Raw genomic sequence first — 23,230 nt, 5'->3', positions numbered from 1 at the left:
ACGACTATGAAGAACTGGTGACCGAACTGTTCCAGATTAACCTGAATCACTTTAATCTCAAAGAAGGGGCGCGATACGGGTACGCGGCGACCTTCAAATGTGGTGAAATCGATGTGTTGCTGTCGCCATATCAAGATGTAAATGCAGACGGTTATGATCCTAGTGAGGATAGTGGCACGATGATTGAGTTGAAAGGTCAAGGCTGCCGCTACGTTGAATCATACTTGCGCCAGCAGGATCGCACCTGGTACGACTTCTTAGAGACCTGCATTGCCCTTGATGGTCATTTCACCCGTGTTGACCTCGCCATCAATGATCGTAATGGTTTGCTCGATGTGCCGACCTTGATTGAGAAGTGTGACCGCGATGAATTCACCTCGCGTTTTCACGGCTTCCGAGATAATCGCACCAAGCAGTGGGAGGTATCGGGAAGAACTTTGTATCTGGGATCGCCGCAAAGTGAAGTTTACTTCTGTATTTATGACAAGGCCTTTGAGCAACACCAGAAGCACCCTGAGATTGCGATTGAAGATCAGCCGATACGGACACGCTTTGAAGTCCGGTTACGTCGCAAACGCGCCGCTGCTGCAATTAAGAATCTGTTGGCGGAGCGTGATCCGGAGAAAGTGGTGTTTGGCATCATCAACCGTTACCTGCGTTTCTTGACGCCAAGTCATAAAGCGAAGAGTCAGTGGGCGACAGATCCGCGTTGGGATGCTTTCATTGGCAATAATCGCGATAAGCTGCGACTTTCTACCAATCCTGAACCATTGAGTTATGCACACATTACCCGCTGGCTGAAGAAACAGGTCGCGCCGTCGCTGAAGATGTTGCAGCTGATTGATCAGTACAACGGCACCGCTGAACTGAAGGCAATCATTGATGGCGGCAAGTTAACCCAACGGCACTGGGATTTGATTCATCACTATCAGCACCACCGTAATGGCGTTTTGACGGATGCAGAACCAAGTGAGACATCAAAAAAGAGCGACTATGCCGACCAAAGCAAGTAGTCACCCTTCACAGATAAGATTTGGGTCCTATCTGGTTTGATTATCTCACTCCAATCAATGAGAAGGAAGTGACGTAATTGGATAAGAGTTTTGTCTGCTATCAAGATCTGATGGCATTAGGGTTTAAGCAGCACACCGCGCGCGATATCATTAGACAAGCGAAGCAAAGGATGGTACAAAAGGGGTATCCCTTGTATCTCAACCGAAACTTAGGGCGCGTGCCGCGTTCTGTCGTTGAGTCCATTCTCGGATCACCGATGAATGGAGCTGTTGAGAATGAGTAAAACCAAATATCCAGGCGTATTCATAGACGCCAAAGGTAACTTCTACTATGAAACCGAGTTAGGCACCGACAAGATGAGTGGCAAGCGCGTCCGCAAGAAAGGGCGGAAGGACAGTCAAGGAATGCCATTCAGTACCGCGTTTGCCGCGAACAAGGAGCTGACGCGGGTGAAGCGTGAATATCATGAGGCGCATGGGTTTACGAACTTCCGCATGACTTACCGCCAATTCATGAAAGACTCGTATATCCCAGCGTACAAAACCGACGTGGAGGAAAGCACCTTCGCCGTCCGTAATCGCAGCTTTGATATCTGTATCGCGCGGTTTGGCGACTTGCTGCTGCGTGACATCGATATCACCGACGTGCAGAACTTCCGCACGTGGTTGCTCACAGATGAGAAAGACGGCGGTGCGGGCTACTCGCAAGGCTATGCTGGATTGGTGTTCGGCTGTTTCCGCAAGTCCCTTGACCACGCGGTGCAGATGCAGTATCTGTCCAGCAATGTGTCGAAGCGCGTTAAGGCGATCCCCAAGGCCAAAAGCAGCGTACCATTTTGGACGAAAGCCGAGTTTGAACAAGTTATCGCGCAAATCTGCATTGATGATATCTACGGGCACCTGAACTTCGTGATGTTGTGGCTGTACTTCCTGACTGGCGTGCGGGTCAACGAAGGCACGGCGCTGTGGTGGCGAGATGTTGATCTCGCTAAGAAGCAGCTACATGTTGACCACATGCTGGTGATGAAGAACCGGCATGACTGGGAACGCCACGACTACACGAAGACGGACAGCGGCAAGCGCATCTTGACGCTTGATGATGACACCGTGGCAATTCTAGGGCGCTGGCGCGAGGTGCAGCAGAGTTTCGGTCTGGGTGGGGTAGATGATTTCGTCATGACCTACGATGGCTTGCCGATGACCAAGTCCACGATCTCGAGGATTATCCACCGCTACGCCAAGTTGGCGCAGGTGCACCCAGTCGAAGGCAAAGGGCTGCGCCACAGTCATGCGTCGTATCTCATCAATGAGTTCAACGTCTCCGTACTGGTGTTGTCCAAGCGCTTAGGCCATTCGTCACCTGAGATCACGCTGAAGCACTACTCGCACTTATGGGGCGGACTGGATGCAGATATCGCCGAACAGATTGCGGGTAACATCACGATCAAGACGGCGGGTCATAATCAGGTGCGGTTCGTGGGGAATCAGGCGGTAAAGTACGATCAACTAAGCCCCGCCAAACTCCCCGCCAAAACAGTGGCTGAGGCATAGAAACCTAGTGATGACGCGGGATAGCGCCGCTGAAGATACGCTCGAATGGGGATAATACTCGGCGGATTCGGTGAGGTGTCGTGTTATTTTCAGGTTGTTTTTTCATTCTCCTGTGGTAGGATGATTCTAGAAGTTAGCCACGGGAGGGTGCAACATGGCACAAGCAGAATTCTTACAAGTAAACATGACAGAAGCGCTGCGGGCAAAGCTCGACAGCTATTGCAGAACGTGTGTAACGGATCCAAGCGACTTGATCGATACCATCTTGGCGCAATTTCTTGATGCCCAGGCGCAAGAAGCCGAAAGCCTTGCTGCAGGATATCGCGAGATGGCGAGCCTGAATACGGAGATTTGTCACGAATTCACCGCTTGTGAAAGTGAGGCTTACGATCATATCCGTTAGACCGTTGTTGGGGGTTAACATGGATTTGATTGTTAAGCGTGGCGATATTTTCTTCGCCGACCTGTCACCCGTGGTCGGTTCAGAGCAAGGCGGCATGCGGCCGGTGCTGGTGGTGCAAAACAACGTCGGCAACCATTACAGCCCGACGGTGATCGTTGCCGCCATCACCAGTCGCATCGATAAGCCGAAGATGCCGACGCACGTGGGCTTGAAGGCCGGCGTAGATGGCGTCGAGCGGGATTCAGTGGTGCTGCTTGAACAGATCCGCACCATTGATAAACAGCGCCTGCATGACAAGGTGGCGGCGTTGGACACAAGCAAAATGCAGGCGGTCGACCGCGCGTTGATCGTTTCTGTGGGGTTAAAACCAATTGGCAGCTAACAGGCTGCCTTTTTTTGTACCCCAAAGCGGAGCAGCCCGCACTTAGCGGTGGATATAAGGCGGGATGACGCAAAGGCGCTCTTTGCCTTGGCGGCGTCACGACTTATATCACGCCGCGTTGGGCTGCGCAGCTCGACGAAGAAAACCAGAGCGGAGCAAAGCGCATTTAGCGGGTCAATTAGCCTAGCCCTCGTGCTTGCGGCGCACTTTGCCGCGAGTGCGGGGGCGTAGCTAATTGCACCCGCGTTGCTTTGCGCAGCTCGACGAAGACCACAGCGTAAAAAGCGGGGACGGCCCCGGACCGATGCAGCTTCGGCGCGCGGAGAAAGCAACGGCGCAGGCAGTGCGGCCGGTTCCAACCCCGCAAAGTACGCGTGTTTTCCACCTAAGAATTGAGCCAGGCGCTCGCTGCGCTCACCTTGCCTGTCTCAATTCTTGCCGCGATCAGCACAGCAAGCCAAGCACAACCCGCATGGCTTACTGTGCTGATCGTTTCACGGCCTGACCGTTGCTTTCTCCGCGCGCCTACGCTGCATCGGTCCTTCTGTATTCGAATCAGGATTGTGAGTGGTGCGCGCATCTATCGTTTTCTGACTGTCGTTCTAAAATTGGGTGGCACATACGGTAGCGTGAAATAGTTAAATGAATTGAAACGAGCAACACTGAATGATGCCAAACAGTATCGTTCAAGAACGTTTGACGTGAAATACGATAGTGGCAAAATATTCATCCGGTGCACAGGTACTTCGTTGATTTTGGTCCAGCCCACTTAAGCATGTCTGCCGCTATATTTTCTGAAAAGTTGTCTGCACCAAAGAGAAGCGGTATACTGGATAATCGTGGTTCGTGATCCATCCCACGTAAAAAAACTAGGAGGAACATCATGCATAAATCTAATACCAAGACCTTGGTGGTCACTGCGTTGATTGCAGCGATCTACGTGGTTTTGTCAGTCGTGCCAGGGGTCTTCAATCTGGCCAGCGGCGCCATTCAGTTTCGGGTTTCCGAAGGACTTAACCATTTGGTCGGCTTCTCGCGCAAGTATCTTTTCGGCGTGGTGCTGGGCGTCGTGATCTTCAATGCCTTGTTCAGCTCAATGGGCTGGGTCGACGTTGTGTTCGGCGGCGGACAAAGTCTGATCGGCTTGGCGCTGGTGGCTTGGCTGGCGCCGCATTTACCGAAAATGTGGCAGACAATGACGCTTAACGTTGTGATCATGACGCTTACCATGTGCCTGATCGCGTTTGAAATCGTTTGGACCGGGCATATGAACATGCAAGCCGCCTTTTGGGGAATCTACGGCAGCTTGATGCTGTCTGAAGCCATCATCATGATCATCACCGCGCCGATCATGGCGGCTTTAGATCGGGTATTACATTTTTCACGCTTGATCGATTAATCAATGCAATCAAAAAGGCAGCCCTGTTTTCAGGACTGCCTTTTGATTTGCTATTCTTCGTCGACACGCAGCGGTAAACCGGACTGTAAGTCGTCGATTTCCACCACGCGGTAACCTTTCTTCTCGAGCTTGGCTACCACGGTGTTTAAAGTCGTTTCATCAGTGCCGGCTGGCAAAGTGAACAACGTCCGGCGCACGAATTCAGAGCCTTTGGCATCCAAGGTGATCGCCGAAGCCAAATCAGTGTATTTGGCCAAGATCTTCGTCATTGTCGCCAAATCCCCGCGTCCGGCAGGGCCGCCGCTGGACATCACTGTCAGCACATAAGAGCCCACGTCGATATGCCAAGATTCGCTCAGCATCGACAACAACGCCGAGTGGGTGAGGATGCCGTAGAAGTTGGCATTAGAATCCAGCACCGCGATGTAAGGCAGGTCTTTGATATTGAAGAAGACCTTGAAGAACGGGGCATTGATCGGAATCGTCTTCGTGGCGTTCTTCAGCAGATAAGTAACCGGCAGGCTCATGTCGCCGCCTTGTGACTTGTGCCGATAGATGTGCATCTTGTAGATGTTGCCGCGGAAGATCTGCCCGCTTTCATCAAGGATCGGCACGCAGCGGAAACCGGAATCTTCCAGCACCGTCAACGCTTCTTCCAAGGTGACAGTCTCTTTCACGGTCGTCAGGAATTCCTTCTTGAGTACCAGGGACTTGATTAACATAAACCCAACCTCCATAATTTCTGAAAACATTCAGTTCAAATTAAAACTTTCTAATCATTATGATACCACATCAGCCTCATGAAACAAGCAAGACGCCTGGTGATCAGTGATTCTTAAGGGATTTCGTGCATTGCTGACAGAGTGCGGCGCCATGTCAGGCAGGCTGCCTAGTAGCAATAATGAAACTACCGGATCCGTACAATCGGATTTAATGGTTGCATGCTGCTTTTTTTGAATTTGGCCAAGTTTCTTCGGCGTAATCGTGAAAACCAATAGTTAGTCACTAAATTTTTGACTCAGTCGCATCGCTGGTTTGCTTGGTTTCGTACATCCGGCAATTGTTTAGCCGGATTCGACTATGGTAGGACTGGTGTTGCGTAGGGACGTGGGGGCCGCGAGCCGGTCAGGCCGTGAAACGATCAGCCCAGCAAGCCAAGCGGGTTGTGCTTGGCTTACTGGGCTGATCGCGGCAAGAATTGAGACAGGCAAGGTGAGCGCAGCGAGCGCCTGGCTCAATTCTTAGGTGGAAAACACGCGTTTCTCAGCGTGGTTGGAACCGGCCGCACTGCCTGCGCCGGCTCGCGGCCCCCACGCCCCGAAGCAGCACCAGTCCGGCCCGGTTGAGAGACCACGCTTTTTACGCTGTGGTCTTCGTCGAGCTGCGCAACCCAACGCGGCGTGATATAAGTCGTGACGCCGCCAAGGCAAAGAGCGCCTTTGCGTCATCCCGCCTTATATCCACCGCTAAGTGCGGGCTGCTTCGCTCTGGTAAATAAAAAAACGCCACCGCAGATGCGGCGACGTTTCGGTTGAACCAATGGATTACTGACGAGTTTCGATGTCAGCCTTGGCAAAGGCATCGTTGATGATGTCTTTGAGCTGCTTAGCAGACTTGTCCATGGATTCTTGTTCGTGGTCAGTCAACGGGATTTCCAAAATGTTTTGGATACCGTTACGGTTGATCACAGCTGGGCTGCCGATATAGATGTCGTTTTGACCATATTGGCCTTCCATGTAAACGGACAATGGAAGAACGGCATTTTCGTCGGACAAGATGGCTTTGGAGATCCGAGCCAAGGCAGTGGCGATACCATAGAAGGTCGCACCCTTGAGTTTGATGATTTCGTAAGCAGCGTCACGAACGTCTTCAAACATGTCAACCAGCTTGGATTCATCGATTTCTGGGTGAGACTTAACCCATTCAGAGATCTTGATACCACCGATGTTAGCGTGGCTCCAGACAGGGAATTCGGTATCACCGTGTTCACCCATGATGTAAGCATGGACGGAACGGGCGTCAACGCCAACCATTTCAGCAATGGATTGACGGAAGCGGGCAGTATCCAAAGAAGTACCGGAACCAACGACGCGGTTCTTCGGGAAGCCGGAAAGCTTCCAAGTAGCGTAGGTCAAGATGTCAACTGGGTTAGCAGCGACAAGGAAGATCCCGTTGAAACCAGATTCAACGATTGGGTCCACGATGGACTTCAAGATCTTCAAGTTCTTGTTAACCAAGTCAAGACGGGTTTCGCCAGGCTTCTGCGGTGCGCCAGCGGTGATGACAACAAGGTCAGCATCCTTAGCGTCGCTGTATTCAGCGGAGTAGATCGTCTTTGGTGAAGTGAATGGAAGCGCGTTGCTTAAGTCGATCGCGTCACCCTTCGTCTTGTCTTTGAAAATGTCAACGATCCCAATTTCTTGTGCAATGCCTTGCAATACCATTGCGTAAGCGTAACTGGAACCAACAGCACCGTCACCAACAAGAATTACTTTTTGGTGATCTTTTTGAGCGTTTGCCACGGTGATATCATCCTTTCTTATTTGCAGTCATGCAATTCGTCGTTAAGTATAGCACAACTTCCCTCATCTGCACGCATTTTCACCAGATTTTTTCATTTCTCATATGAATCTTACAATTCAAGACTGGCGTGCCATGACACGGTTTTGTGAAGCATGCGAACACCTGCACAATCCGTCAGTAATCGATTTCATGCGCGTACTTTCACAATGAATGAAGGCCTTTTCACACTGTACTATCATAAACTGTCAAACTGTAGTGATGACGGCGGGTGCCAGCTGAATGTGATATACTGACAACGATACGTCGGGAACTCGTAGATTCCGACCATTTTTGCGTCGCACATAAACTTCTCATCAAATATCGGAGGCAACTTTTTGAAAATGATCGTCGGCCTGGGCAACCCAGGCAGCAAATACGCCCAAACCAAACACAATATCGGCTTCATGACCATCGATGCTTTAGCCAAACGCTTCGACATCGCCGTGACCAAACACGAATTCGATGCCTTGACCGGCACCGGCGTGGTCGATGGCGAGAAAGTCATGCTGGTCAAGCCGCTGACTTATATGAACGATTCCGGGCGCGCCGTGGGTCAGCTCAAAGCGTTCTATCGCTTCGAGCAAGCAGAGATCATGGTGATCCAAGACGATATGGACATGACCATGGGCCGCTTGCGCCTGCGGCCTAAAGGTTCCGCCGGCGGCCATAACGGTATCAAGTCGATCATCAGCGTGTTAGGCACTGCTGAATTTCAACGCGCCAAGATCGGCATTCAACATCCGGCCAAACAGCGCGTGGTCGATTGGGTGCTGACGCCGTTTCAAGGCGATGACGCCATCGCCATTCAAAGTGGTATTGATAAATTGGCTGATGCGTTAACTGATTGGATTGCTGGCATGGACTTCAATCAGCTCATGAACAAGTACAATTAAAGGCACAAAATAAGGAGAATTGCATGGATCTGATCGACCTTTTTGGCCAAGATGAGAAGCTGACGGCGTTATGGCCGCAGGTGAATGCAGGACGGCATTTGGTGACAGGCCTTGATGGCAGCGCCAAAACCGTCTTTTTGGCGACGGCTTTGCGCCAGCTGAAGCGTCAATTGGTGGTAGTTGAAGACAATCGTTATCATGCCGAAGAACTCGTGGCCGATCTCACCAACTTGCTTGGTGATGCCAAGGTGTGGGCCTTTCCAGTCGAAGATGTGCTGGCTGCAGAAGTCGCCGTGTCGTCGCCTGACACCAAGAATGCCCGCATCAACACCCTAAATTGGCTGATGACAGGCGAGCCTGGCATCGTGGTGACTAGCTTGGCCGGGCTTAAGCGCTTGTTGCCGCCGCAGAATGTTTGGCAAGCAGCCAGCATTCATATTGACATGGATTCGCGCATCGATCCCAACAATCTTGCCCAGCGCTTGGTGGATGCCGGGTATGTGCGCGACAGCTTAGTGGCTGCGCCTGGCCAGTTTGCCATTCGCGGTGGGATCATTGATGTTTATCCGCTGAATGCCGATGATCCGCTGCGCATCGAGTTATTCGATGATGAAGTCGATTCTTTGCGCCGCTTTGACATGCAAACTCAGCGCAGTATCCGCCAAGTCAACGCCATTGAGATCCCGCCAGCCACCGACTTGCTGGCCAATCACAGCGTGCTGCAAGCTGCCGGCGAGCGCCTTAATGCCGCCGGCCTTGCCGCGCAGAAGCTGGCCAAGCCTGCCGCCAAGCACGCCTTACAAGACGGGGTGTTGGCCACCGCCGATGCCTTGCGCCAAGGCGAAGTCGTGGAACAATTGGCGTTATACATGCCGCAAATGTATCCTGATGCGGCGCGCTTATTGGATTACACCAATGCCGACGCCTTGGTGGTGTTTGATGATTACACGCGCTTGTTGGATGCAGATGTGTCATTAGTTGAAGAAACCACTGATTGGTACGCGTCTTTACAAGAAGGCGGGCGCCTGTTAGCCGACCAGCCGAATCCCACCATTCAAGCTTTAGACCACGAAGACAAGCGCGGTCACTTGTACTTAAGCCTTTTTCAAAAAGGCATGGGCAACTTGCGCCTGCAGTCGCTGACTAATCTTACCAGCCGCAATGTGCAGGCGTTCTTCAGCCAATTGCCGCTGTTGAAGACTGAAGCCGAACGCTGGCGCAAGCAAGGCATGACAGTGGTGTATTTGGTGCCGGAAAAAGCGCGGCTGGAGAAGCTCGCCGATAATTTGCGTGATTTTGCCGTGCCGGCGGTGCAAGCCGAACCTGATGCGATCCAGCCGCAAGTGCAGCAGCTTGTGGTGGGCAACTTGCAAAATGGCTTTGAGCTGCCGGATTTGAAACTGGTGGTGGTGACCACCCATGAATTGTTCAACGCCAAGATGCATCGCAAAGCGCGCCATCAAACCTTGGCCAATGCCGAGCGCTTGCGTTCGTACACGCAATTGGTGCCAGGCGATTATGTGGTGCATGTCAACCACGGGATCGGCCAATACACTGGTTTGCAAACGCTGGTGGTTGACGGGGTGCATAAAGACTACATCACCATCGTGTATCAAAAAGGCGACAAGCTTTTCATTCCGGTCAGCCAATTAAACTTGGTCCAGAAATACGTCGCCGCAGAAGGCAAGAAGCCTAAGATCAACAAGCTCGGCGGCAGCGAGTGGCAGAAAACCAAGCGCAAAGTCGCTGCCAAAATCGAAGACATTGCCGATGACTTGATCAAGTTATATGCGGCACGTGAAGCCGAGCCCGGTTTTGCTTTTGCCAAGGATGATGATTTGCAGCGCCAGTTTGAAGCGGAGTTCGCCTATCCGGAAACCCGCGATCAGCTGCGTTCCATTAAAGAAATCAAACAAGACATGGAAAAGCCTAAACCCATGGATCGCTTGTTAGTCGGCGATGTGGGCTTTGGCAAGACTGAAGTGGCTTTGCGTGCGGCGTTTAAAGCCGTTGAGTCAGGCAAGCAAGTGGCGATTCTGGTGCCAACGACGATTCTGGCCCAGCAACATTACGACACCATGGTCGATCGCTTCGCCGATTTTCCGGTGAATGTGGCGATGCTGTCGCGTTTTCGCACGGCGGCTCAAGCCAAAGAGACCTTGAAGCAACTGGCCAAAGGCGAAGTCGATATCGTGGTCGGCACCCATCGGCTGTTGTCTAAAGATGTTAAATACAAGGATCTGGGCTTGTTGATCGTTGATGAAGAGCAGCGCTTTGGGGTCAAGCACAAAGAGCGGCTTAAGGCGCTGAAGCAGAATGTGGATGTGTTGACCTTGACGGCCACGCCGATCCCGCGGACTTTGAACATGTCGATGCTTGGCGTGCGCGACTTGTCGGTGATCGAAACGCCGCCCACCAACCGCTACCCGATCCAGACTTTTGTTATGGAACAAAATGGCGGCACCATCAGAAGCGCCATTCAGCGTGAGTTGGAGCGCGGCGGGCAGGTGTTCTTCTTGCATAATCGCGTCGAAGACATCGAACAAACCGTTTCCCAACTGGAACAATTGGTGCCAGAAGCCACAGTGGCTTATGCCCATGGCCAAATGACTGAAACCCAATTGGAGAACGTGATTTATGACTTTCTGCATGGCGCTTATGATGTATTGGTCACCACCACCATTATTGAAACCGGCGTGGATATGCCTAATGTCAACACGCTGATCATTGAGCATGCCGATCACTATGGCCTGTCTCAGTTGTATCAACTGCGCGGGCGCATCGGGCGTTCCAGCCGGGTGGCTTATGCGTATTTCATGTATCAGCCAGACAAGGTGCTGTCTGAAGAAGCCGAAAAGCGCCTGCAAGCCATTCGCGACTTCACCGAACTTGGCGCTGGCTTTAAGATCGCCATGCGCGATTTATCGATCCGCGGCGCCGGCAACTTATTAGGCAGCCAGCAGCATGGCTTCATCGATTCAGTCGGCTATGATCTTTACACGCAGATGCTTAACGAAGCCGTGGCCAAAAAGCGCGGTGACGCAGGCAGCCGCAAGTTGGATACTGAAGTTGATTTGGGCTTGGAAGCTTATTTGCCAGACGATTATATTGCCGATTCTCGGCAGAAAATCGAGTTGTACAAGCGCATGCGCGAAGCCGACAACGATGCGCAGCTGGATGAAATCGACGCCGACATGGTCGATCGCTTCGGCGACTTCCCGCAGCCGGTGGTGAACTTGTTGGCAGTGATGCGCCTGAAGCACCGCGCCGATGCCGCGTTGGTCAAGCGGATCACCAAAGCGGCCAATGCGGTGACGTTTGTGTTGTCGCCGCAAGCGTCTAAAGTCGTGGCTGGTGCCGGGATCTTCAAGGCGCTGCAAGCCACCACGCTTAAAGCGCGTGTGGCCCAAGACGCCGCGCAATTGCGCGTGAATTTGACGATCCCTAAGAACATGGCGCAAGCGGATTGGCTGCATGAATTAACGGCCTTTGTTGAAGCGCTGGGACATGCCGTGGGCCAAAAGCCTGCGCCGCTTGAGGCGTGATATGCAAGAACCCAAGATGAAACACCTCATGCAAGGTGCGTGGATGTTAAGTCTGGCGGCTTTGATCGCCAAGGTGCTGAGTGCAGTGTATCGCGTGCCGCTGCAGAATTTAGTCGGTGATACCGGCTTTTATGTGTATCAGCAGGTGTATCCGATTTATGGCATCGGCATGACCTTTGCGCTGTCTGGCTTTCCGGTGTATATCTCAAAGCTCGTGGCGCAAGCCCGGCAGCCAGACGCGCAAGCCGTCGTGGCCCACCGCAGTATCGTATTGTTAACGTGGCTTTCTTTGGTGATGTTTGCCGGCTTGTACGGTTTTGCGCCAACAATTGCTTGGGCCATGGCGGATCGCGGTTTAACCCCATTGATCCAAATGGTGGCTTTTATGTTCTTGGTGATGCCGGTGTTGGCCACCGGCCGCGGGTATTTTCAAGGAACTTTTGATATGTCCAAAACCGCCATCAGCCAAGTGGTCGAACAAGTGATCCGCGTGGCGGTGATCTTGGTGGCTGCGATCATGGCCACGCGCTGGCATTGGCCGGTGTATCGCATGGGTACCGTGGCGATGAGCGGGGCGATTTTTGGCGGGATCGCCGCGGCGGTGACGATTTTCCCGGCGTTTCACCCGATCTTGAAGCGCCGCTTTGCTTGGCCGGGCTTTGGGGCGTATTGGCAATTGCTGCGCCGCTTTGTGACTGAAGGCGGCAATATTGCGCTGTTTGCGGCGATGCTGATCATCTTGCAGCTGGTCGATTCGTTCACGGTGACACGCGGGTTAGTCAACAGCGGCGTTACCGAAGCTGCCGCGCGCAGTCTCAAAGGGGTGTATGACCGCGGCCAACCGCTGGTGCAATTGGGCTTGGTGGTGGCCACGGCACTCTCAGCCACGCTTTTGCCAAGTATGACCGCGGCTTTGGCGCGCGGGCAGCGCCGGCGGTTTAAAGCCGTAGCCGCTCAGCTGATCCGCTTTAACTTGGCGTTATCCATGGCGGCGACTTGCGGCTTGATCGTGTTGATGCCTGATATCAATCACCTGTTGTTTGGCGACACCAGCGGCGATTTGGCTTTGCAATGTTATGTGGTGGCGATCGCTTTGGTGGCGATGATCAACGCGTATAATGCGATTTTGCAAAGCCGAGGCCAATTTAGCGGCACCACGCGCACTTTGGCGATTGGCTTTGTGGTGAAGTTGGGGTCTAACCAATGGCTGGTCACGCGCTTTAATACTTTAGGCGCCAGCATCAGCACGGTATTGGCTTTGGCGGTGATCACGGTGCTGTTGGCCCATCAAGTGCCTAGCGAGATCAGGCGCGCTGCAGATGCAGGGCATTTCTATGGCAAATTGGCGCTGTGTTTGGCGGCAATGATGGCGGCTGTGGCGCTGGTGGCTTGGGTGATCTCGGGTCAGTCGCGACTGATTGCGGTGATCACGGCGCTTATCGGGGTAGTGGTTGGCGTGTTGGTGTTTATCGCCGGCGCAGATCTTACCGCGTTGTTTTCGGCCAAAGAAGTCTTGAACCTGCCGCTGGGGCGCCGCTTCTTGAAATGGCGCAGCCGCCATGGCCGCTGATGGCCAACTTTTGCCACAAAGCAGTATCAAATTCGGCTCTGCATACGTTAGAATGAGTTGTGCCAGTCGCAAACGTCAATGAAATAAGAGGAAGAATAAATGCGCTTAGATAAATTTCTAAAAGTGTCGCGGATCATCAAGCGGCGTACCGTTGCCAAAGAAATCGCCGATAAAGGCCGCATCACCATCAATGATAAGCCTGCCAAATCCAGCAGTGACGTGGCAGTAGGCGATATCTTGGTGATCGCTTTTGGCAACAAGACGCTGACAGTCAAGGTAGAAGCGTTAGTGGAGTCCACGAAGAAAGAAGACGCAGGAATGATGTACAGCGTCCAAAGCGAGACTTACAAGGAAAATTACTAAACCTGCTTCGCCTCGATGCCGGGAGTTTGCTATACTAAAGGTATGACGAAAGGTGGGCTGGTGATGGAACAGTCAAAAATCAAACTGATGCCGAATATGGCCAAGCAAAAGCCGCATACGAAGCCGAAAATGAGCAAGCTGCACAAGCGCCGCTTATGGGTGCTGACGGCACTTTTGGTCGTGATCTTGGCAGTCGGCGGTTGGCAATTATATTCGGTGCACTCGCAGCTGACCACCGCAACAGCCACTGTTCATCAAGCCAAACAAACCTTGAAGCAAGTCAAAGCACAAAAGCATGCGCTCAATGTACAAGTCGATCAATTGCATAACGATGATTACTTGGCGAAGCTCGTGCGCCAGAAATACATGGTGTCCAAGTCTGGCGAGGTGATCTTCCAGCTGCCGGGTACCGCTGGCAAGCTGTTGACGCCGGCACCTGCCAAATGAACAGGCATGCTGGTCTGACGGCACTATGGTATACTATGAGACACAAAGGACACGGAGGACAAATTTTTATATGGCAGTAGAAGTTGGCGCAAAGGTTTCTGGCAAGGTCACAGGAATCACGAATTTTGGCGCCTTTGTTGATCTGGGCGACGGTAAAACTGGCTTAGTGCACATCAGTGAGATTTCGGATTCATATGTGAAAGATATCCATGATGTGTTGACTGTCGGCGATGCAGTGACCGTGAAAGTCACACAAATCAAAGATGGCAAGATCGGTTTGTCCATCCGCAAAGCACAAGACAATCCGCAAGGCGAGCACCAAAGCCACACCGGTGCCCATCCGCACAACGGCCAAGCCCAACCGCACTTCACCAAGCCGCAGCATCAAGGCCACAGTCAAGGGCATGCTGCCAATAACCACAAGGCAGCGCAGAAGCCGATGAGTGATTTTGACTCGATGATGTCTGGGTTCTTGAAAGAAAGCGAAGATCGCCTCAGCAGCCTCCGCCGCAATACAGAAGGCAAGCGCGGCGGCCGTGGCGGCCGTCGCAACTAGCTTGACGTAAAGCCCGCATTTCCGATTTCGGATCTGCGGGCTTTTGTGCACAGTAAGCTTTGTTAGCCGCTTTGGTGAGTATTGGTCAATTATTTATGACGACTCGTCACAGTTCAGACTTTAGTCCCACGCAAGCGGTTTTGAGGAGTGGTAGATTTAAATCACGCGTCATTTAAGTTTGAGAAAGGAGTTGCCATGCGCACGGGATTTGCATTATTGCAGCCTTATCAATTGCCGCTTCATGCCACGTTGATCGTGGCGGTGTCTGGCGGCGTTGATTCGATGGTGTTGTTGACGTTGTTGGCCGATACGCCATATCGCGTGATCGCCGCCCATTATGATCACGCGCTGCGCCCAGAAAGCGCCCAAGAAGGGCAAATGGTGCAAGCCTATGCCAAGCAGTTAGGCGTGACTTACACCACCAGCCGCTGGGCAAAGCCGGATCCTGCAGAAGCCGCGGCCAGAAAAGCCCGCTATGCTTGGCTAAGTCAAGTCGCCGCGGCTTATCACACGCCGTATTTGGTGGTGGCCCATCACGGCAATGATCAATTGGAGTCTGTGTTGTTGCAGCTGGCGCGCTCAGGCAATGTCATGAAAATGACCGGCTTGCACGCTCAGCGCCAACTCGGCAAGCTGCAGGTGTTGCGGCCGCTGTTAAACACCGATAAAGCCGCGTTAACCGCTTATGCCAAAGCCCATCAGGTGCCTTATGCTGAAGATGCCACTAATGCTGATGTGCATTATGCCCGCAATCGGGTGCGACATTTGATCGTGCCGCAATTGCAACAAGTCAATCCGCAAGTGGTGGCCCACACGCAGAAATTCACCACCCAATTAGCCGGCTTGATCGCCTTGGCTGCCCCGCACTTAACGGCGCTGCTTGAAGCAGCCTTGGTTGATGACACGCTTGATTGGCACAAGGTCGCACAAGAGCCGCTGGCGGTGCGGGAGCTGGTGTTGGCGCAAGTGTTTGAACACTGGCAGCTGACAGTGGCGCCAGCGGTGAGCCAAGCCATTCGCAGCGCCTTAGATGAAGGGGCAGGCAATCGGGAATTTGATGTGCATCGCCAACGCTTGATCGTCAGCTACCACACACTGCACTTGGCTCAGCACCTGGCGCCTTTTGTCCCGGTGCCGCTTGCAGTGGATGACACTTGGCAGCAGGTGGCGCCGAATTTATGGGCGGGGCTGTTTCATCAGGTGCCGCCAGCTGCCAGCACTTGGGCTTATGTGCCTGATCAGCCAGGGGTGTTGCGCCGCAGACAAGCCGGTGATCGGCTTTGCCACACGCACCAGAAGCTAAGCCGCTGGCTGATCGACCACAAGGTGCCGCAAGCCTTACGCGATGCCATGTTGCTGCTGGCCAATGAGTCGGCGGTGGTTTGGTGGGATCAAGCCAGTCCAGAATTGTTTCACCAGCCGCAAACTGATATAATTCAGGCTGTATTAGCATTGAAAACAACGGCGAATGATAGTGAGGACAATAATGGAAAATGACATCTTACGCGTCTTGTATTCCAAAGACGATATTCAAGCGATCACCAAGCGCTTGGCGGCCCAGATCAAAGCCGATTATGCCGGCAAGAACCCGCTGGTAGTGTGCATCTTAAAAGGTGCGATCATGTTTATGACGGATCTGGTGCGGGAAGTCGATGATTATTTGGAAATCGACTTTATGGACGTTTCCAGTTACGGCAACGAAACAGTTTCCAGCGGTGAAGTCAAGATCATCAAAGATCTTGACGTCTCAGTGGCCAATCGCGACGTGTTGATCGTCGAAGACATCGTCGATACTGGGCGCACCTTGCATTACCTCACTGAGATCTTCAAGACGCGCCAAGCACGCTCGGTGAAGATCTGCACCTTGATGGATAAGCCTGAGCGGCGCATCGCAGATGTGCATGCGGATTATGTGGGCACTGAAGTTCCCAACGAGTTCGTGGTCGGCTATGGCTTGGATTATGCCGAACGCTATCGCAATTTACCATACATCGGGATCTTGAAGCCCGAAGTTTATAGCCACTAAGGGTTATGATGTAGTATCATAAAACACGTGCATGTTTTCGTGCCGATTGTTGCTGGAGGTTACTTATGAATAAAAAACCAAACGGGCTTTTCAGCAGTACTTTGACTTATGTCATCTTATTCGTACTGCTGGTGACGGTGTTTGCTTACTACCTGCGCGGTAGCGGCGGCTCCACCACCCAAGAACTGCAAACTAGTCAGTTCATTAGCCAATTGAAGAAAGATGACATCAAGTCCTTTGACATCCAACCCAGCGGTGGGGTCTATAAGGTCTCAGGTGAATATCGCAAAGCCCAGACGGTTAGCGATTCAAACAGCGGCGCCAACAGCTTCTTGAGTCAAGCACCAACTAAGACCACGAAGTTCACAGCGTATGTGCCGGCTAACGATTCCACGATCGCCACCATCACCAAAGCCGCTGAAGACAACGACGTGAAATCCAATACCTTGACGGAATCACAGTCAGGGACTTGGATCTCGATGCTGTTGACGATCGTGCCAATGGTAGTCATCATGGTGTTCTTCTACATGATGATGAACCAAGCCGGTCAAGGCGGCGGCAATGGCCGAGTGATGAACTTCGGCAAGTCTAAGGCCAAACAAGCAGATAAGAAGGCCAACAAGGTCCGCTTCTCTGATGTGGCCGGCGCCGAAGAAGAGAAACAAGAGCTGGTCGAAGTCGTTGAGTTCTTGAAAGATCCGCGCAAGTTCTCAGGACTTGGTGCCCGCATCCCAGCCGGGGTTTTGCTTGAAGGACCTCCTGGTACTGGTAAGACTTTGCTGGCCAAAGCGGTGGCTGGTGAAGCCGGCGTACCGTTCTTCTCGATTTCCGGTTCTGACTTCGTTGAAATGTTCGTCGGGGTTGGTGCTTCTCGGGTGCGTGATCTGTTTGATCAAGCCAAGAAGAACGCCCCAGCGATCATCTTCATTGATGAAATCGATGCCGTAGGCCGCCAACGTGGCAACGGCATGGGCGGCGGTCATGATGAACGGGAACAAACCTTGAACCAATTATTGGTTGAAATGGATGGGTTTACTGGTAACGAAGGCGTCATCGTCATTGCTGCCACCAACCGTTCTGATGTCTTAGACCCAGCCTTGCTGCGGCCTGGCCGATTCGACCGGAAGATCTTAGTTGGTCAACCTGACGTCAAAGGCCGTGAAGCGATCTTGAAAGTCCACGCCAAAAACAAGCCATTGGCTAAAGACGTCGACTTGAAGGAACTGGCCAAAACCACGCCTGGTTTTGTCGGGGCCGACTTGGAGAACTTGCTGAACGAAGCGGCTTTGGTCGCTGCGCGCCGCTCCAAGAAAGAAATTGATGCCAGCGATATCGACGAAGCTGAAGACCGCGTCATTGCCGGCCCAGCCAAGAAAGATCGCGTGATTTCCAAGAAAGATCGCGAAATCGTGGCTTATCACGAAGCCGGCCATGCCGTGATCGGGTTAGTCTTATCCGATTCACGCGTTGTCCGCAAAGTCACCATCATTCCGCGCGGTCGTGCCGGCGGTTATGCGATCACTTTGCCTAAAGAAGATCAGTTCATGCTGACCAAGAAGGACATGATGGAACAGCTTGCCGGGTTAATGGGCGGGCGGACTGCCGAAGAGATCGTCTTCAACGTGATCGCCACCGGTGCTTCCAACGACTTCGAACAAGCCACACAAATGGCCCGCGCAATGGTCACCCAATATGGGATGTCCGATCGCCTTGGCACGGTGGCTTTGGAAGGTCAAAGCGCCATGAACGCTTACGGTCAAGTGGTGTACTCCCCTGAAACTGCGGCGGCGATCGATGAAGAAGTCAAGAACATCATCGACGAAGCCCATCAACGGGCCCATGACATCATCGAAAGCCATCGTGAACAGCATAAAGCCATTGCCATGGCCTTGCTGGAATACGAGACCTTGAACGAAAAGCAGATCTTGTCGATTTTCAACACCGGCAAGATGCCTGAAAAAGACAGCGAATTCCCGTCTGAAAAGGCTGCTACTTTCGAAGAAGCCAAGAAGGCGCTCGAACAAAAAGATGCCGAAAAGCAAGAACAAGAAGGCAAGTCTGACGACGACACCGCAACTGCTGCGGATGATCAAACGCCAACGGATGCATCAAGTGATGATACATCTGCGCAAGACACGCCTGATGATTCGCATCCAGATGATACGAACCACGACGATACCTTGTGATCGGTTAAACCACGCCCTTAGCGGCGTGGTTTTTTGATGGGAGAATAATCAGATGAGTTGACGCTGGATGCACTAAGCGACGTGTGAGAATCAATGCAGACACGGCTAGAGTGTGCAGTACCGTTAAACGTCAGCCTACCTTAGATTGATTGTTGCCAGAAATTTAGGTTATGAGCGAGCTGCGCAGCCCAACGCGGCGTGATATAAGGCGTGACGCCGCTAAGTACGGGCTGCTTCGCTCTGGGGGTTTTGCTCCGTTCTGTTTTTTCTGTTATGATAATTTGCGTTTATGCGTGTCACAGATGAAAGGAAGACGAACTTTTGGCAGATGAAATGATTACCGGCGTCAGCACCGATGGCTTCTTTCGCGTCTTTGCAGTCGATGCGACCCAAACGGTGCAAGAAGCGCAGCGCCGCCACGACACTTACGCCACGGCCAGCGCCGCGTTAGGCCGGACTTTGATCGCCACCAGCTTATTGGCTGCGGCGGATCTAAAGAACGCCGACGACTTGTTGACGGTGCGGATCAAAGGCGACGGGCCGGTGGGCGCAATCGTGGCTGATGGTACCGCTGAAGGCACGGTGCGCGGCTATATCCAAGAACCGCATGTCAACTTGCCGCTGAACTTGGTCGGTAAAATCGACGTTGGCCGTGCGGTAGGCAAGAAAGGTTTGCTGGTGGTGACCAAATCAGTTGCTGGCGCCGAACCTTTCTCCGGTCAAGTGCCGCTGGTTTCCGGTGAATTAGGTGAAGACTTCGCTTATTATCTGGCGCAATCCGAACAGATCCCATCAGCAATTGGCGTATCGGTGTTCGTGAACGCCGATAACAGCGTCGCCCATGCTGGCGGCTTCATGGTGCAGGCCTTGCCTGGTGCCACCGATGATGCTTTGCAAGCTTTGGAAACCAATGTGAAGACTTTGCCGCTGGTATCTGAAATGCTTAAAGCCGGCATGGATGCCACAGCAATCGCCAAGCGCGTCTTAGGCATGGGCGACCCTGGCTTCAAGTTGCTGGCGCACAAGCCGGTGGCTTTTGCTTGCACTTGCAGTAAGGAACACTTCGCCAACATCATCGCGACGTTAGCGCGTAAAGACGTGCAGCAAATGATCGATCAAGATCATGGCGCAGAAGCGGTATGCAAGTTCTGCGGCGCGAAATACCATTATACTCAAGAAGAATTGATCACCTTGCGCGATCGGGAGGCAGACTAATGAATAATCAAGAATGGCAAATCGGCTCCGTTAAGATTCCCAACCGCATTGTCGTAGCGCCAATGGCCGGTATCACCAATGCCAGCTTTCGTGTGACCGCCAAAGAATTCGGCGCCGGCTTGGTGGTGTGTGAAATGATCTCCGATCGCGGGATCATGTACGGCAACAAGAAGACTTTGAAAATGATGTTTGTCGATCCGCGTGAACATCCTGTGTCTATCCAGATCTTTGGCGGCACCAAAGAAACCTTAGTCAACGCCGCGAAGTTCGTGGCAGAAAATACCGCCGCTGACATCATTGATATCAACATGGGCTGCCCAGTGCCTAAAGTCACCAAAACCGACGCTGGCGCCCATTGGCTGCTTGACCCGAACAAGGTTTACGAAATGGTTGCAGCCGTGGTGGATGCCGTTGACAAGCCTGTCACAGTCAAAATGCGCACTGGCTGGGATGAAAACCATATCTTGGCCATTGAGAACGCCTTGGCAGCCCAACGTGCCGGCGCCAGCGCCTTGGCCATGCATGGCCGCACCCGTGAACAAGGCTACTCCGGCCATGCCGATTGGAACATCTTGAAGCAAGTGGCCAATGAGTTGACGATCCCGTTCATGGGCAACGGCGACGTGCGCACCCCACAAGACGCCAAGCGGATGCTGGATGAAGTCGGCGCTGATGCGGTGATGATCGGCCGCGGGGTGTTAGGCAACCCATGGCTTTTGACCCAAGTCGAAGCGTATTTGCGTACTGGTGAGTTGATCCCAGAACCAACGCCGCGAGAGAAAGTGGCCACTGCCAAACTGCAATTGCACCGCTTGGTTGAACTTAAAGGCGAGAAAGTCGGCGTGCCGGAATTTCGGCAGCTGGCGGCTTATTACCTCAAAGGGATTCCGCGCTCGGCCCGCACCAAGAATGCGGTGAACTCGGTGGATACCGAAGCAGAAGTCGATGAGATCTTTGATCGCTTTGTGGAAGCGACTGAAGCACGCATCGCGGCAGGGCATGTGCGCTAGGCGGGATTTTTGACGATTGCTTTTTGCAGAAAACTAGGGCACACTAAATGAGAAAGTCGCGGCTTACCACGCCGCAGACGACATGAATGGAGGAAACTTCGGTGGCAAATGAACAACAACCAGAATTAAATGACCAGATGTTGGCCCGCCGCGAGAAGATGCAGGCCTTGCGTGATGCAGGCATCGATCCTTTCGGGCACCGCTTTGAGCGGACCCACTTGGCAGAAGAATTGCACCAACAGTTTGACGACATGGATCATGATGCCGTATTGGCAGATGAAACGGTGGTTAAACTCGCCGGGCGGATGATGTCTAAACGCGGCAAAGGGAAGGTCGGCTTTGCTGACATCCGTGACCGCTCTGGCAAGATCCAGCTGTATGTGCGCAAAGACGCAGTCGGTGATGAGAACTATGACATCTTCAAGAAGGCCGATCTCGGTGACTTCTTAGGTGTCGAAGGCGACATGATGAAAACCAACGCCGGCGAACTCACCATCCGTGTGCATCACATCACCCACTTGGCCAAGGCTTTGCGGCCGCTGCCGGATAAGTATCACGGCTTGACCAATGTGGAGCAGATCTACCGCCAGCGCTATTTGGACTTGATCGCCAACCCGGATTCTTTTGACCGCTTCGTGAAGCGCTCCAAGATCGTCAGTGCGGTACGTGAATATCTGGATCAGAACCAATTTCTGGAAGTTGAAACACCGGTGCTGCACAACCAAGCCGGTGGTGCCTCAGCACGGCCGTTCATTACGCATCATAACGCCTTAAACATCGATTTATACCTGCGGATCGCCCTTGAATTGCACCTCAAGCGCTTGATCGTCGGCGGCATGGAACGCGTCTATGAAATTGGGCGGGTGTTCCGCAACGAAGGGATCGATACCAAACATAACCCTGAGTTCACCATGCTGGAAACTTATGCCGCATATTGGGATCTGACTGACGTGATGGATGAAACCGAAGGCATTTTCCGCTATGCTGCGCAGAAGGTCTTAGGCACTGGCAAGATCACGTATCAAGGCCAAGACCTTGATTTGGATCAGCCTTTTGCCAGAGTCCACATGGTTGACGCAATCAAGGATAAAACCGGCGTCGACTTCTGGCAGCCAATGACCACTGAAGAAGCCCGCAAAGTCGCTGACGAACATCACGTGCACTATGAACCATATTGGACCACTGGCCACATCATCAACGCCTTCTTTGAAGAATTCGTCGAGAAGACTTTGGTGCAGCCAACGTTCTTGTATGGCCATCCGATCGAGATCTCGCCGTTAGCCAAGAAGAGCCAGCAGGATCCGCGCTTCGTGGATCGTTTCGAACTATTTATGCATGGCAATGAATATGCTAACGCCTTTACCGAACTTAACGACCCTATCGACCAGCGCGAACGCTTTGAAGCCCAAGCTGCTGAAAAGACAGCTGGTAACGATGAAGCCCAAGGTATCGATGAAGATTACGTTGAAGCGTTGGAATATGGCATGCCGCCAACCGGTGGCTTAGGGATCGGGATCGATCGCTTAGTCATGCTGCTGACTGATGCCCCATCCATTCGCGACGTCCTGTTGTTCCCGACACTGCGCCCATAATGATTCAAATACGCCGCTTCGGCTGAAGCGGCGTATTTTTTTGCGCTGGCGAGCACGAATGACACGCACCGCATGTCCGGAAAGTTGCAATGAAAAGCCAAACGTTTATTACCCTAACAAAAGCAGTATTCGGCTTTGCATAAAAATCCAGAAAAACGTTGACGTGATGCGCTGGAGTTGGTATGATATCAAAGTTGTCAAAGCGATGACGCACCAGCGTTTCTCGAAAGTCAGCGAAAAAACTTGTTGACAGTTTCAGAAAAGCTTGGTATGATTTAAAAGTTGTCGCGAGCAGTTATGAAGCGCTTCACCAAATGAACGCTTCAAAAAAGTTCTTGACAACGCACGATGAGATATGATAAACTTAAACACGTTGGTTGTGTCTTACCGACAAGGTAGTCCTTTGAAAACTGAACAAAGTTTCGTAAATGTGATAGGGCTTTTCTTAAATGAAAAGAATTAAACATGAGCGAAGTCAATTCGCTAGTAAATCTCGGATCTAAAGCTTCGGCTTTAG

At 52.5% G+C, this 23,230-nt stretch carries 21 protein-coding genes and 1 riboswitch; of the genes, 18 read left to right on the top strand and 3 right to left on the bottom strand.

Annotated elements, in window-relative coordinates; translation table 11 throughout:
* The 6 genes from ACGG90_RS13785 to ACGG90_RS13760 form a co-directional block, all read left to right on the top strand.
* Window positions 1-1,013, top strand: a 1,013-nt coding sequence (locus tag ACGG90_RS13785) for a replication initiation factor domain-containing protein (RefSeq protein WP_390410318.1), incomplete at its 5' end; no start/stop codon positions are given.
* Between the two features lie 77 nt (window positions 1,014-1,090).
* Window positions 1,091-1,297, top strand: coding sequence for a DUF3173 domain-containing protein (locus ACGG90_RS13780; RefSeq protein ID WP_003575700.1), 207 nt, complete (start codon window positions 1,091-1,093; stop codon window positions 1,295-1,297).
* On the top strand, window positions 1,290-2,564 hold the full coding sequence (locus ACGG90_RS13775; protein WP_390410315.1) for a tyrosine-type recombinase/integrase: 1,275 nt from the start codon (window positions 1,290-1,292) through the stop codon (window positions 2,562-2,564). Before ACGG90_RS13780 ends, ACGG90_RS13775 begins: the two co-directional genes overlap by 8 nt.
* A gap of 154 nt (window positions 2,565-2,718) precedes the next feature.
* The gene (locus ACGG90_RS13770; protein ID WP_390410313.1) at window positions 2,719-2,967 is read left to right on the top strand and encodes an antitoxin; all 249 of its coding nucleotides are present in this window, start codon (window positions 2,719-2,721) and stop codon (window positions 2,965-2,967) included.
* A 19-nt stretch (window positions 2,968-2,986) separates the two neighbouring features.
* Window positions 2,987-3,349: a type II toxin-antitoxin system PemK/MazF family toxin gene (locus ACGG90_RS13765; RefSeq protein WP_390410312.1), complete on the top strand. Its 363-nt coding sequence runs from the start codon at window positions 2,987-2,989 to the stop codon at window positions 3,347-3,349.
* A gap of 833 nt (window positions 3,350-4,182) precedes the next feature.
* Window positions 4,183-4,228, top strand: a riboswitch (PreQ1 riboswitch).
* Between the two features lie 4 nt (window positions 4,229-4,232).
* Entirely contained in the window at window positions 4,233-4,748 is a 516-nt protein-coding gene (locus ACGG90_RS13760; RefSeq protein ID WP_390410310.1) for a QueT transporter family protein, read from the top strand.
* 50 nt (window positions 4,749-4,798) lie between these two features.
* Here the strand turns inward: ACGG90_RS13760 and cbpA are convergent, their stop codons facing one another.
* Window positions 4,799-5,470, bottom strand: a complete 672-nt coding sequence (cbpA, locus tag ACGG90_RS13755; protein ID WP_390410309.1) for a cyclic di-AMP binding protein CbpA — start codon at window positions 5,468-5,470, stop codon at window positions 4,799-4,801.
* An 822-nt stretch (window positions 5,471-6,292) separates the two neighbouring features.
* Complete coding sequence (locus ACGG90_RS13750) at window positions 6,293-7,270, bottom strand: L-lactate dehydrogenase (RefSeq protein WP_390410308.1); 978 nt, start codon at window positions 7,268-7,270, stop codon at window positions 6,293-6,295.
* A 375-nt stretch (window positions 7,271-7,645) separates the two neighbouring features.
* Here ACGG90_RS13750 and pth point away from each other — a divergent pair, with 375 nt between their 5' ends.
* The 12 genes from pth to lysS all read left to right on the top strand — a co-directional run bounded on the left by pth (window position 7,646) and on the right by lysS (window position 22,713).
* A complete protein-coding gene (gene pth, locus ACGG90_RS13745; protein WP_390410306.1) occupies window positions 7,646-8,203 on the top strand; it encodes an aminoacyl-tRNA hydrolase in 558 nt (185 codons plus the stop codon).
* A gap of 23 nt (window positions 8,204-8,226) precedes the next feature.
* On the top strand, window positions 8,227-11,748 hold the full coding sequence (gene mfd, locus ACGG90_RS13740) for a transcription-repair coupling factor (protein ID WP_390410304.1): 3,522 nt from the start codon (window positions 8,227-8,229) through the stop codon (window positions 11,746-11,748).
* 1 nt (window position 11,749) lies between these two features.
* Window positions 11,750-13,318, top strand: a complete 1,569-nt coding sequence (locus ACGG90_RS13735; RefSeq protein ID WP_390410303.1) for a polysaccharide biosynthesis protein — start codon at window positions 11,750-11,752, stop codon at window positions 13,316-13,318.
* 99 nt (window positions 13,319-13,417) lie between these two features.
* A complete protein-coding gene (locus ACGG90_RS13730; RefSeq protein ID WP_390410302.1) occupies window positions 13,418-13,681 on the top strand; it encodes an RNA-binding S4 domain-containing protein in 264 nt (87 codons plus the stop codon).
* 63 nt (window positions 13,682-13,744) lie between these two features.
* Complete coding sequence (locus ACGG90_RS13725; RefSeq protein ID WP_390410301.1) at window positions 13,745-14,128, top strand: FtsB family cell division protein; 384 nt, start codon at window positions 13,745-13,747, stop codon at window positions 14,126-14,128.
* 25 nt (window positions 14,129-14,153) lie between these two features.
* Window positions 14,154-14,684 carry a S1 domain-containing RNA-binding protein gene (locus ACGG90_RS13720; protein WP_390410299.1) on the top strand — a complete coding sequence of 177 codons (531 nt, stop codon included), beginning with the start codon at window positions 14,154-14,156 and terminating at the stop codon, window positions 14,682-14,684.
* Between the two features lie 195 nt (window positions 14,685-14,879).
* A complete protein-coding gene (gene tilS / locus ACGG90_RS13715) occupies window positions 14,880-16,181 on the top strand; it encodes a tRNA lysidine(34) synthetase TilS (protein ID WP_390410297.1) in 1,302 nt (433 codons plus the stop codon).
* Window positions 16,171-16,710: a hypoxanthine phosphoribosyltransferase gene (hpt, locus tag ACGG90_RS13710; RefSeq protein WP_390410295.1), complete on the top strand. Its 540-nt coding sequence runs from the start codon at window positions 16,171-16,173 to the stop codon at window positions 16,708-16,710. Before tilS ends, hpt begins: the two co-directional genes overlap by 11 nt.
* Before the next feature lie 65 nt (window positions 16,711-16,775).
* On the top strand, window positions 16,776-18,896 hold the full coding sequence (gene ftsH, locus ACGG90_RS13705) for an ATP-dependent zinc metalloprotease FtsH (protein WP_390410293.1): 2,121 nt from the start codon (window positions 16,776-16,778) through the stop codon (window positions 18,894-18,896).
* 333 nt (window positions 18,897-19,229) lie between these two features.
* Complete coding sequence (gene hslO / locus ACGG90_RS13700; protein WP_390410320.1) at window positions 19,230-20,111, top strand: Hsp33 family molecular chaperone HslO; 882 nt, start codon at window positions 19,230-19,232, stop codon at window positions 20,109-20,111.
* Window positions 20,111-21,121 carry a tRNA dihydrouridine synthase DusB gene (gene dusB / locus ACGG90_RS13695; RefSeq protein WP_390410291.1) on the top strand — a complete coding sequence of 337 codons (1,011 nt, stop codon included), beginning with the start codon at window positions 20,111-20,113 and terminating at the stop codon, window positions 21,119-21,121. The genes hslO and dusB overlap by 1 nt, the downstream gene beginning before the upstream one ends.
* 86 nt (window positions 21,122-21,207) lie before the next feature.
* Window positions 21,208-22,713, top strand: coding sequence for a lysine--tRNA ligase (gene lysS, locus ACGG90_RS13690; protein ID WP_390410289.1), 1,506 nt, complete (start codon window positions 21,208-21,210; stop codon window positions 22,711-22,713).
* A gap of 323 nt (window positions 22,714-23,036) precedes the next feature.
* Here the strand turns inward: lysS and ACGG90_RS13685 are convergent.
* Window positions 23,037-23,230, bottom strand: a 194-nt coding sequence (locus tag ACGG90_RS13685; RefSeq protein ID WP_390410288.1) for a hypothetical protein, incomplete at its 5' end; no start/stop codon positions are given.

Origin of the sequence: Lacticaseibacillus jixiensis (assembly GCF_042847315.1) — a bacterium.
Classification (GTDB): domain Bacteria; phylum Bacillota; class Bacilli; order Lactobacillales; family Lactobacillaceae; genus Lacticaseibacillus; species Lacticaseibacillus jixiensis.
Note: the sequence above shows the minus strand (reverse complement) of the source record. Positions and strands in the feature narration are given on the sequence as shown.